Origin of the sequence: Nocardioides scoriae, assembly GCF_900104965.1 — a bacterium.
Classification (GTDB): Bacteria; Actinomycetota; Actinomycetes; order Propionibacteriales; family Nocardioidaceae; genus Marmoricola; species Marmoricola scoriae.
Window position 1 is genome coordinate 2,853,995 of the sequence record NZ_LT629757.1, and the last position, 11,593, is coordinate 2,865,587.

Annotated in this window: 9 protein-coding genes; 7 read left to right on the forward strand and 2 right to left on the reverse strand. The window is 75.7% G+C overall.

From position 1 onward, the window contains the following. Nucleotides 1-59: 59 nt before the first annotated feature. Genes BLU55_RS13585 through BLU55_RS13600 form a run of 4 tightly spaced genes read left to right on the forward strand, consistent with a single transcriptional unit; the run spans nt 60 to nt 4,832 of the window. Complete coding sequence (locus BLU55_RS13585) at nt 60-749, forward strand: ATP-binding cassette domain-containing protein (RefSeq protein ID WP_091730648.1); 690 nt, start codon at nt 60-62, stop codon at nt 747-749. Further along, the gene (locus tag BLU55_RS13590; RefSeq protein WP_231916874.1) at nt 746-1,546 is read left to right on the forward strand and encodes an ABC transporter ATP-binding protein; all 801 of its coding nucleotides are present in this window, start codon (nt 746-748) and stop codon (nt 1,544-1,546) included. Before BLU55_RS13585 ends, BLU55_RS13590 begins: the two co-directional genes overlap by 4 nt. After that, nucleotides 1,543-3,057: an ABC transporter substrate-binding protein gene (locus tag BLU55_RS13595; protein ID WP_231916875.1), complete on the forward strand. Its 1,515-nt coding sequence runs from the start codon at nt 1,543-1,545 to the stop codon at nt 3,055-3,057. Before BLU55_RS13590 ends, BLU55_RS13595 begins: the two co-directional genes overlap by 4 nt. Continuing rightward, entirely contained in the window at nt 3,054-4,832 is a 1,779-nt protein-coding gene (locus tag BLU55_RS13600; RefSeq protein ID WP_197680994.1) for an ABC transporter permease subunit, read from the forward strand. The genes BLU55_RS13595 and BLU55_RS13600 overlap by 4 nt, the downstream gene beginning before the upstream one ends. On the opposite strand, the gene BLU55_RS13605 is transcribed toward BLU55_RS13600, so the two are convergent. Further along, complete coding sequence (locus BLU55_RS13605; protein WP_091730650.1) at nt 4,789-5,190, reverse strand: Fur family transcriptional regulator; 402 nt, start codon at nt 5,188-5,190, stop codon at nt 4,789-4,791. The two genes, BLU55_RS13600 and BLU55_RS13605, sit on opposite strands and share 44 nt — an antisense overlap. A gap of 143 nt (nt 5,191-5,333) precedes the next feature. On the opposite strand from BLU55_RS13605, the gene BLU55_RS13610 reads away from it, so the two are divergent. From BLU55_RS13610 to BLU55_RS13620, 3 genes are all read left to right on the forward strand, one after another. Next, nucleotides 5,334-6,350: a hypothetical protein gene (locus BLU55_RS13610; RefSeq protein ID WP_157682859.1), complete on the forward strand. Its 1,017-nt coding sequence runs from the start codon at nt 5,334-5,336 to the stop codon at nt 6,348-6,350. Nucleotides 6,351-6,591: 241 nt separating this feature from the next. Beyond that, nucleotides 6,592-7,365 (forward strand): HAD family hydrolase, encoded by a 774-nt coding sequence (locus BLU55_RS13615; protein WP_091730655.1) that lies wholly within the window; start codon nt 6,592-6,594, stop codon nt 7,363-7,365. Beyond that, complete coding sequence (locus tag BLU55_RS13620) at nt 7,362-9,941, forward strand: glycoside hydrolase family 65 protein (protein WP_091730659.1); 2,580 nt, start codon at nt 7,362-7,364, stop codon at nt 9,939-9,941. Before BLU55_RS13615 ends, BLU55_RS13620 begins: the two co-directional genes overlap by 4 nt. A 380-nt stretch (nt 9,942-10,321) precedes the next feature. Here BLU55_RS13620 and BLU55_RS13625 read toward each other — a convergent pair whose 3' ends face one another. Then, nucleotides 10,322-11,593 carry an MFS transporter gene (locus BLU55_RS13625; protein WP_197680995.1) on the reverse strand — a complete coding sequence of 424 codons (1,272 nt, stop codon included), beginning with the start codon at nt 11,591-11,593 and terminating at the stop codon, nt 10,322-10,324.

Consider the following 11,593-nt stretch of genomic DNA (forward strand, 5'->3'; position numbering starts at 1 on the left):
GTGCGCAACCCCCCACCGTCCCCCATAATGAGACTCGTTCTCATTATGAAGGCGGTGCAGTGCAACCTCTCCTGACCCTCGACGACCTCGTGGTCGCCGCCAGCGGGCGGCGGCTGGTCGACGGCGTCGGGCTGCACGTGGACGCCGGGGAGCGGGTCGCGCTCGTGGGCCCCTCGGGCGCCGGCAAGTCGCTGACGGTGGGGGCGGTGCTCGGCCGGCTCGGGGCGGCGTACGACGCCACGGCGCGGCTGCGGCTCGGCGACCGGGCCCTCGACGTCGCTCGGCCCACGGGGCGGGACGGGCTGGCCGCGGTGCACCAGGCCTCGGCCGTGGCGTTGAACCCGGTCGTCGCGGTGGGCACCCAGCTCGCGCTGGTCGTGCGCCGCCGACGGCGCTGCGGGCGCGCCGAGGCCCGCCGGTCGGCGGTCGCGCTGCTGCGGGCGGTCGACCTCGACGACGCGGAGCGGCTGCGCCGGCGCTGCCCCGGCGAGCTGTCCGGCGGGCAGCGGCAGCGGGTGTGCCTGGCGCTCGCGCTGGCCTCGCGGCCGCGCCTCCTGATCGCCGACGAGCCCACGACCGCGCTCGACACCGTCACCCGACGGCGCACCGCCGACACCCTGGACCGGCTCTGCGCGCAGCACGGCACCGCCCTGCTGCTCGTCACCCACGACGTCCAGGTCGCCCGCGACCTGTGCACCCGCGCCGTGCGCCTCGAGGCCGGTCGCGTCGTCGGCGAGGACGCCTGGTGAGCGCGGGGCTGCGCCTGGACGGCGTCACCCACCTGCACGACCGGGCCGGCACCGCCGGCGTCCGCGACGTCTCCCTCGCGGTCGCGCCCGGCGAGACGGTGGGCCTGGTGGGACGCTCCGGGGCCGGCAAGTCGACGCTCGTGTCGGTGGCGCTCGGGCTGCTGCCGGCGCAGCGCGGCGAGGTGGCGTACGACGGGCGACCGCTCCCCCGCCGGCGCCCGGGACCGCGGCGCTCGCGCGAGCTGCGCCGCACCGTGCAGTGGGTGCCCCAGGACCCGGCGGGGTCCCTGGACCCCCGGCGCCACCTGGGCCGGCAGCTGCTCGACCCGCAGCGTCGCCTGCGCGTGCCGGGCGACCACGAGCAGCGGGCCCGGGAGGCGCTCGCGCGGGTGGGGCTCGACGCCACGATCGCCACGCGCCGCCCCCACGAGGTCTCCGGCGGCCAGGCGCAGCGGGTGGCGCTGGCCCGGGCGCTGGTGACCGGCGCCCGGGTGCTGCTCGCCGACGAGCCGGTGACCGGCCTCGACCACGACCGCCGAGACGACGTCCTCGACCTGCTGCTCGCGCTGTCCCGCGACCCGGTGGCCCCGCTCGGGCTGCTGCTGGTGTGCCACGACCTCGACGCCGTGGCGCGCACCTGCGCGCGCACGGTCGTGCTCGACGGCGGCCGCGTCGTCGAGCAGGGCCCCACCGGCCCGCTGCTGACCCGACCGACGCACCCCGCGACGCGGGCCCTCGTCGACGCCCGCCCCCCGGACGTGCACCCGCACGCCCCCACCCACCAGGAGACCTCGTGAAGCACCGCCCCGCCGTCCTGATCGCCAGCCTGATCGCGGCCCTCGCCGGCGCCGGCTGCTCCGCCGGCCTGCCGTCCGGCGGGGCCCGCGACGCCGACCCCGACCGGCTGCGCCTGGCGATGCTGCAGCCGCCGCGCTCGGGGCTGAGCCCGCTCTCCGACGACGCGTTCAAGCTCTCGCGCTGGAGCACCGCCGAGACCCTGGTGGGGCTCGACGCCGACGGCGGTGCCGTGCCCGCCCTGGCCACGTCGTGGGAGCAGGTCGACCCGCGGACCTGGCGGCTGCAGCTGCGCGACGGCGTCCGCTTCCACGACGGCACCAGGCTGCGGGCGACCCACGCGGCGGCCTCGCTGACGGCTGCCGCGCAGGCCAGCCCGCCGCCGCGGATCCTCGACGGCGTCACGCTCCGGGCCCGGGCGCTCGACGGCGACACCCTGGAGGTCACCACGGCCGATCCCGACCCGCTGGTGCCGCAGCGGCTGTCCTCGCCGCAGCTCGTCGTCCTCAGCCCCGCGGCGTACGACGGCCCGGCGGTCGACCCCGTCGGCACCGGCACCGGCCCCTTCGAGCTGACCGAGGTCGACGGGACGTCGGGGGCCACGCTGGAGCGGTTCGACGGCTACTGGGGCGAGCGCGCCGCCCTCGCCGGCATCGACGTCGCCTACGTGCCCGACGGCACCGCCCGCGCGGCGGCGCTGCGCACCGGCGAGGCCGACGTCGTCGAGGCGGTGCCGGTCGGCCAGGCGGCCCGGCTCGACCAGGACCTCGTGCACGAGGTGCCGATGCCGCGCACGAACACGCTCTACCTCAACACCGAGCGCGGCCCCTTCGCCGACCCGGCCGTGCGCGCCGCCGCGCGCGAGGCCGTCGACCGCGCCCGGATCGTGGCCTCGGTCTACGAGGGCCGCGCCGACGTGGCGCAGGGCCTGCTCGGGCCGGCCGTCGCCTGGGCCGCCCCGCTCCGCGACACCCCGTCGTACGCCGCCGCGCTGGCGGGGCGCGCCCGTCCCGCCGCTCGCGTCGACGGCGTCGAGATCAGCCTCGGCACCTTCACCGACCGCGCCGAGCTGCCCGAGGTGGCCGTGCTCCTGGAGCAGGAGCTCGAGGCCGTCGGCTTCGAGGTCGAGCAGGACGTGCGGGAGTACCAGTACATCGAGGCCGACGCCCTCGACGGCGCCTTCGACGCCTTCGTGCTGAGCCGCGCCACCGTGCTCGACTCGGGCGACCCCGTCGCCTACCTCTACAGCGACTTCGCCTGCCGCGGGTCGTTCAACCTCAGCCAGCTGTGCGACCCGGCCGTCGACCGGGCACTGGAGCGGGCCGCGGCGCTGCCGGTCGGCGAGCAGCGGCAGCGGGCCACGCTCGCCGCGGAGGCGGCCGTGCTGGCGACCGACGCGGTGGTGCCGATGCTGCACGAGCGCGTCGTCCAGGGCGAGTCGGCCCGGGTCAGCGGCGTGCTGCGCGACCCGCGCGAGCGGCAGCTGGTCGCCACCGCCACCGACGTGCGGTGAGGCGGGGCCACCGCGGCACCCCCGCGCGCCGGTCGCTCCCGGTGGCCGCCGCGTCGCGGCTGCTCGCGGGGGCGGCCTTCCTCGGCCTCGTCGGGGCACTGCCCTGGTTGTCGGGGCGCAGCGCGGCGTACACCGTGCTCCGGGCGAGGTACGCCGAGCTCGAGGCCACTCCCGCCGCCCTGGCGCTCGTCGAGACCGAGCTGGGCCTGGACCGCGGCCCGCTCGGCGTGCTCGGCGACTGGCTGGCCGGACTGCCGCGCGGCGACCTGGGCGACTCGTGGACCAGCGGCCGCCCGGTGCTGCCGGGCCTGCTCGAGGCCCTGGTCGCCTCGTCGGTGCTGATGGTGGCGGCGCTGGTGGTCGCGCTCGCCGTGGCGGTGCTGGTGGTGGTGCCGTCGCTGGTCGCGGGGCTGCGCGGTCGCACCCGGCGCACGCCCGTGGTGGCGGTCGCCCTGACAGCGCTGCCGGAGCTCGTGCTGGCGGCGGTGCTGCTGCTGGTCGGGGCGGTGTGGCTGGGGTGGTTCGCGCCGTACGGCTGGCAGCGACCCGGCGACGTGGTGCTGCCCGCCCTCGCGCTGGGCCTGCCGGCCGGCGGGCTGCTCGGCCGGCTGGCCGCCGACGCGGTCGACCGGGCCGTGTCCGAGACCTGGGTCTCGACCTGGCGGCTCGCGGGACTGCCCCCGGCGCGGGTCGCGGTCGCCGTGCTGCGACGCGCGCTGGCGCCGGTCCTGGGGCAGGTCGGGCTCGTGGTCGTCGGGCTGCTCGGTGGCGCGGTGGCCGTCGAGGAGGTCTTCGCGGTGCCCGGGCTCGGGCGGGCGCTGCTGGGCGCGGCCAGCGCCCAGGACGTGCCGACGCTGCGGGCGGGCCTGCTGCTGCTCGTCGCCGTGGCCGTGCTGGTGGGCACGGCCACGGCCCTGGCGCGACGGCTGCTGCTGGGCGCCGCGCTGCGGACGGGGTCACTGCCGACGCCGCCGGCCGCGGGCGGGTCGCGGGGGCGCGCGTTCCCGCTCGTGGTCGGCGGGGCGCTGCTGCTCGCGGTGCTGGTCGGGCTGGCCGGCGACCCCTCCAGCTCCGCCCACGACCGGCTCGAGGCCCCTCGACCCGGGCTCTGGCTCGGCGCTGACGCCAGCGGCCGCGACCTGCTGGCCCGGCTGGGGCACGGCGCCCTGGTCACGGTCGGCACCTCGGTGCTGGTGGTGCTCGCCTGCCTGCTGCTCGGCCTGCTGCTGGGCACCCTGCCGCGCCTGGGCACGGGGCCGGTCGAGATCACCAACGCCGCGCCCCCGGTGGTCGCCGGCCTCGTGGTCGCGGGCATCTGGGGCCCCTCGGTCGCCGGGGCCGCGCTCGCCGTCACCGCGGTCAGCTGGGCGCCGCTGGCCTCCCACACCAGCGCGTTGCTGGTCGAGGCCCGGGCGCAGCCCCACGTGGCCGTGCTCGAGGTGCTGGGCACCGGACGGGTGCGCCGGCTGTGGTGCCACCTGCTGCCCGCGGTGGTGGCGCCGGTCGCGCGTCACGCCGCCGCCCGGCTGCCCGGTGTCGCGCTGGCCCTCGCCGCGCTCGGCTTTCTCGGGCTCGGCCCCGGTCAGCCCACCCCCGAGTGGGGACTGGTGCTCGCCGAGGGGGTGGGGTACGCCGAGCGCGCGCCGTGGGTCGTCGCCGCCCCGACGCTGGCGCTGGTGGCCGTCTCGGTGCTGGCCGCCGCCCTGGCCGAGGACCGCCCCGCCCGCGGGGTCAGTGGTCCCCGCACACCCCGAAGACCTCGACGAGGTGGCTGACCTCGCGGAAGCCGTGCTCGGCGGCCACCGCCTCGGCCCACCGCTCGACCGCCGGGCCGCGCACCTCGACCGCCTTGCCGCACACCCGGCACACCAGGTGGTGGTGGTGGGTCTCGCTGCACAGCCGGTAGGTCACCTCGCCGCTCTCCGAGCGCATCGCGTCGAGCTCGCCGGCGTCGCTCATGGCCTGCAGCGTGCGGTAGACGGTCGCCAGCCCGACCCGCTGGTCGTTGCGTCGCATGGCCTCGTGGACGTCCTGGGCGCTGCGGAAGTCGTCGAACCCCGCGAGCGCGTCGGCGATCGCCGCCCGCTTGGTCGACGTGCGACCCCGCGGGGTCGGCGGCGTGACGGCGTCCATGCGGTGGTCTCCTCTCCTGGCGGGCGCGGGCCAGCCTAGCCACGAGCAGCGCAGGGACGTGCCGCAGATGGACTAGTCCGCCCGGGACCACCCCCTTGCCGTCCCGGTGCAGCGGGCTCAAGGTGTGCCCCAGGGGGGTCACCATGACGCGTATCGGGACGTCGTTCGCCAAGCTGCTGGTAGCCGCAGGTGCCGTGGTGATGACGGGGGTGTGGGCGTCACCGCCACCGGCCGCGGCGGCGGTGGCGCCTCCCTCGGTCGAGGACGTCCCGGGCATGGCGCGCTACACCACGTCGAGCACGATCGCGGTGTACGCCGCCTACAGCTGCACCAACACCGGTGGCCCCCGGGGCACCCGGTGGTACGTCGTCGCGACGCTCACCCAGCCCGGCGCCACGACCTACCGCGCCGGCTCGTCGACCCACCGCTCGACCGCGATCGCTGCCCTCTGCACCGGGTCGCCCACGACGCAGCGGATCACGCTGCACCGCCCCGCCCGGGTGCCCGCCGGCGTGCCCGACCCCGTGACCCTCGGAGGGCCCGGCGAGCCGCACGACCCGGTCTCGGTCACCGTCCGCCTCGAGGGCCACCCGCCGCCCGGCCAGCGCTTCGCCAACCGCCGCAGCGCTCCCGTCACCGCCACCTCGGACACGTGGGCCGCGTGCAACGGCAGCTACGCCGACGGCCGCTGCTCGCCGCCCACGATCATCGCGCCGTCCGTCGGCCGCGTGCCGGCGACCCTGTCCTACAGCGGCCCCGACACCATGACGGCGCGGGTCACCTACACCTGCCAGGACCTCCCGGCTCCGCGCGGCGCCCAGTTCTTCCTCCAGGTCAGGTACCACCGCAGCAACGACCTCAACAGCTTCGTCAACGGCTACCGCAACGACCACCCCGGCGTGCTCAAGGCCACCTGCACCGGCGCCCCCGTGACCCAGGCGGTGACCCTCGTGCGGTCGTCCTACATCCTGCCCGGCATGACCGACCCGGGTCCCGGCGACGGCGACCTGTCGGTCACCCTCGAGTCGCGGGGCACCCAGGAGATGGGCGGGTGGTACGCCATCACCGGGCCCCCGGTCACCCGCTCCCGCACCAGCACCCTGCTCTGCGACCCGGCCGCCCTGCCCGACGGGTCGAGCTTCCCCAGCGTCTGCCCCTGAGGCTCCACGGGGCGGGCGCGCGACGGAGCTGGGGGCCGCGGGCAGTCCCGTCCGGGTCGGGACTCCCCCCGGCCCGCGGCCTTGCCCCACAGTGGCGGAAGTCCGCCACTCGCGCCCGGGTCGAAGGTCCCGAGATCGACGACGGAGCGCACCCCGGGTCCGGGTCGGGCTGGTCTACTCCCCGCGGTGACTTCGTGCACACGATGCACGCGGGTCCCGCCGTCGCCCCTACGCTTCTCTGGTGCCAGATCACTCCACCGGTCACGTCGACTGGACCGACCACGCCGCCGTGCTGTTCGACCTCGACGGCGTCGTCACCCCCACGGCCGAGGTCCACATGCGGGCCTGGTCCGAGATGTTCAACGAGTTCCTCTCCTCCGGCGACCAGGGCGGCGGTGACCGCGCGGAGTACACCGACGCCGACTACTTCGCCCACGTCGACGGCAAGCCCCGCTACGACGGGGTCCGCGACTTCCTGTCCTCGCGCGGCATCGACCTGCCCGAGGGCAGCTCGGAGGACTCGGCCGACACGCTGAGCGTGCGGGGCCTGGGCAACCGGAAGAACGACGCCTTCAACGCCGTGCTCGAGCGCGACGGCGTCGAGGCCTACCCCGGCTCGGTGGCCCTGCTCGACCACCTGCGCGACCTCGGCCTGCCGCTGGCGGTCGTGTCGTCCTCGGCCAACGCCCCGGCCGTGCTCGAGGCCGCCGGCCTGTCCGACCGCTTCGCCACCGTCGTGTCCGGCGCGGTCGCCGACGAGCTGGGCCTGCCCGGCAAGCCCGCGCCCGACACGTTCGTCCACGCCGCCGAGGTGCTCGGCACCACGCCCGAGCACGCCGTCGTGCTCGAGGACGCCGTGTCCGGCGTCCGGGCGGGCGCGGCGGGCCACTTCGCGCTGGTGATCGGGGTCGACCGCGGCGCCGGCGCCCAGGTGCTCACCGACGCGGGCGCCGACGTCGTCGTCCCCGACCTCGCCGACCTCGTGCCGGCCGCGACCGAGGGGGACGCCCGATGAGCACGCGCCGCGAGAAGGTCGCCCACCCGCTCGACCGGGGCCGCTTCCCCACCGACCCGTGGCGCCTGGTCGAGACGACCTACCGCTACGACGACCTCGGCACCACCGAGACGCTGTTCTCGGTCGGCAACGGCTACCTCGGGATGCGCGGCAACCCCGAGGAGGGCCGCGACGCGGTCGCCCACGGCACCTTCGTCAACGGCTTCCACGAGACCTGGCCGATCCGGCACGCGGAGGCTGCCTTCGGCTTCGCACGCACCGGCCAGACCATCGTCAACGTGCCCGACGTGAAGCTGATGAAGCTCTACGTCGACGACGAGCCGCTCATCCTCGGCACCGCCGACCTCGAGCACTACGAGCGCTCGCTCGACTTCCGCGACGGCGTCCTGCGCCGCAGCCTGATCTGGCGCACCCCGTCGGGCAAGCGCGTCCAGGTCGACTCGACCCGGATGGTCTCGATGACCCAGCGCCACCTCGCGGTGATGACGCTCGAGGTCACGATGCTGACCGGCGACGCCCCGATCGTGATCTCCTCGCAGGTGCTCAACCGCCAGGACGGGCAGGACGAGTACCACACGCCGTACGAGGCGATGGGCGAGGGCACCGACCCCCGCAAGGCCGCCGCCTTCGAGGACCGAGTGCTGCTGCCGCGCCTGCACTACGCCACCGAGGACCGGATGCTGCTGGGCTACCAGTGCGCGCAGTCGAAGATGACGATCGCGGTCGCGTGCGACCACCACCTCGAGACCGAGGACGAGCACGAGGTGCTGGTGCGCGGCGGCGAGGACCTCGGCAAGACGGTCTTCCGCGTCGAGGCGGTCGAGGGCCACCCGATCCGGCTGCAGAAGACCGCGACGTACCACACCTCGCGCGGCGTGCCCGTGCGCGAGCTCTCCGACCGCTGCGACCGGACCCTGGACCGCGCGCAGCGCCACGGCGCCGGGCACTACCTCGGCGAGCAGCGCGACTGGTACGACCGCTTCTGGGCCGCCAGCGACGTCGAGCTCGGCGGCGACGACGCCCTCCAGCAGGCGGTGCGGTTCAACCTCTTCACGCTCGCGCAGGCCAGCGCCCGCGCCGACCGCCAGGGCGTGCCGGCCAAGGGCGTGACCGGCTCGGGCTACGAGGGCCACTACTTCTGGGACACCGAGATCTACGTCGTCCCCTTCCTGTCCTTCACCCAGCCGCACATCGCCCGCAACCTGCTGCACTTCCGCAACCGGATGCTGCCCGCGGCCCGCACCCGCGCCCGCGAGATGGCCCAGAGCGGCGCGCTCTTCCCGTGGCGCACGATCAACGGCGAGGAGGCCTCGGCGTACTACGCCGCCGGCTCCGCGCAGATGCACATCGACGCCGACATCGCCTACGCCCTGATGCAGTACGTCGGCGCCACCAACGACGTCGGCTTCCTGGTCCGCGACGGCGTCGACCTGCTGGTCGAGACCGCCCGGATGTGGTCCGAGCTCGGGTTCTGGCGCACCAACGGCAAGCCCAGCTTCCACATCCACGGCGTCACCGGGCCGGACGAGTACACCACCGTGGTGAACAACAACCTGTTCACCAACGTGATGGCGCGCTACAACCTCGAGAAGGCCGCGCTGGTGGTCGAGCGCATCGAGGAGCTGCACCCCGTCGACCACCAGAAGCTGGTGCACCGGCTGGGCCTGACCAAGGACGAGGTGGCGACCTGGAAGAGGTGCGCCGAGGGCATGACGATCCCCTTCGACGAGGGCCTCGGCATCCACCCCCAGGACGACTTCTTCCTCGACCGCGAGGTCTGGGACCTCTCCCGCACGCCGCAGGAGAACCGGCCGCTGATGCTGCACTACCACCCGCTGGTGATCTACCGGTTCCAGGTGCTCAAGCAGGCCGACGTGGTGCTCGCGATGTTCCTGCACGGCGACCGCTTCACCGACGAGCAGAAGCGCGCCAACTTCGAGTACTACGACCCGATCACCACCGGCGACTCCACCCTCTCGGCGGTCGTGCAGTCGATCATGGCGGCCGAGGTGGGCTACCACGAGGTCGCGATGGACTACTTCCGCCAGGCAGTCTACGTCGACCTCGCCGACCTCCACGAGAACACCGTCGACGGCCTCCACATCGCCTCCGCCGGTGGCGTCTGGAGCGGCCTGGCCTTCGGATTCGCCGGCATGAGCGACCGCAACGGCCGCCTCGGCTTCGACCCCCGGCTGCCCGCCGAGTGGGACCGGCTGGCCTTCCGCCTCGCCTGGCGCGGCTCGCGGCTGCTGGTCGAGCTGACCCAGGACGCGCTGGCCATCACGGTCCTCGAGGCCGGCGAGGAGGAGGTGCGCGTCCGGGTCCGCGGCGAGCTCCACACCGCCACGGCCGCCCAGCCCCTCAAGGTGGCGCTGCCCGACCAGGGCCCGCGCATCGACGGCCTGCTCGGCGACAAGCCGCAGGTCGGCGGCACCCGCGCCGACGGCACCAAGATCACGGCGGGCGTGCCCGAGCCGATGATGTTCGACGAGGACGTCGCCCCGCTCATGGAGGCCCCGCTCGTGCTCATGGGCCCCGAGTCCGGCCCCGCCACCGACCCGCCGCTCGAGGGCTGACGGCCCGGCCAGCACGCTGCGCGGCGCGGAGACGCGCGGACACACGTGGTCGGACACGTCCGGTTGGCGGGGGTTCGTCCCGGCGTACGGCGAACTTGTGTCCGCGCGTCTGCGTGGCGACGCGGCCATCGGCGACCCGGCCATCGGCGACCCGGGACGGTGACACCCCGCGGGACCGTGACGTCGCCGCAGGGTGCCACCTCGACACCGCCCATCGGCTCACTGCTTGACCGACGAGGCGGTGTCGCCGACACGACCTCAGGCCTGGGCTGCGCACCTGAGGTGGCGTCCGCTCCTCCAGTACCCAGCCGGGAGTGGTCTCACCGGGCGCGGCGATCCCGAGCCGTACGCCGGTGCGGCCGCGAAGCCGGGCCGGGCCCTCAGGCCGGGGCGCCGTGGTGGCGCGACTGGGCCGCGCCGGCGAGCGTGCCGAGGACGGCGAAGGTCGCGGTGGTGCCGAGGACGACCAGCACCGGGACGGTCCAGGCGTCGGTGACGTCGTGGGCCAGGCCGAGGACGGCGGGGCCGGTGGCGGCGACGACGTACCCCACGCCCTGGACGAAGGCCGACAGCTGCGCGCTCTCGCGGTCGGTGCGCGAGACCTGCACGACGATGGTGAAGATCGCCGCGAAGCCACCGCCCTGGGCGATCCCGCCGAGGACGCTGCCGACGACGTAGAGCTCGGGCGACACCAGCAGCTGGAGCGGGAAGGTCATCCACAGCGCGCCGACGATCGCGATCGTGACGGCGGGCGAGAACCGCGTCGCGAGCAGGGGGACGCCGAACGCACCGACGATCGCGCTGACCTGGAAGACCGACGACGCCGTGCCCGCCCCGGTGGCCCCGAGTCCGATCTCGTCGGCGAGCAGGCTCGGCAGCCAGGCGGTCAGCGCGTAGTAGGAGCTGGCCTGGCCCGCGAACGCCAGCCCGAGCAGCCACGCGATCGGGGTGCGCCACACGATGCGCACGTCACCGGGCGGCTCGGCGGCGGCCGCAGCCGGCGGCTGCTCCGCTTCGTCCGCGACCCGGGCGTCGGCCTGCCGCGCGGCCCGCCGCTGCCACCACCCCCAGGCGCCGAGCCCGACGAGCGCGGGCAGCGCCCAGACGGCGAGCGCGACCCGCCAGCCGAAGGCCTGCGAGATCGGCGCGGTGGCCAGGGTGACGACCATCGAGCCGACGTTCATGGCCGTGACGTAGACGCCGGTCACCACCCCGACCCGGGCCATCGGGGTCTCGCGGCGGATCACCACCGGCACCACGACGTTGCCCACCGTGATGGCCAGCCCGACGAGCAGGGTGCCGGCCACGGCGAGCGGGTAGCCGCCCAGGCTGCGGACCACCGACCCCACCACCACGACCAGCAGGCACAGCGAGACCGCGCGCTCGATCCCCGCCCGCCGGATGACGGCGAGCGCGACCGGGGCGAGCAGGCCGAAGCAGAGCACCGGCAGGCTGGTCAGCACCCCGACCGCCGCGCCACCGACCCCGAGGTCGGAGCGCAGCTCGGTCGAGATCGGCGCCACGGCGACGAACGGCGCCCGCAGGTTGAGCGAGACCAGGACGAGGACGCCGACGAACACCCACGGGACCGCCGTACGCCGCAGTCCGCCCCCGGAGGTGCCGGGGGCGGACGCGGGACGGGCGGCGCTCAC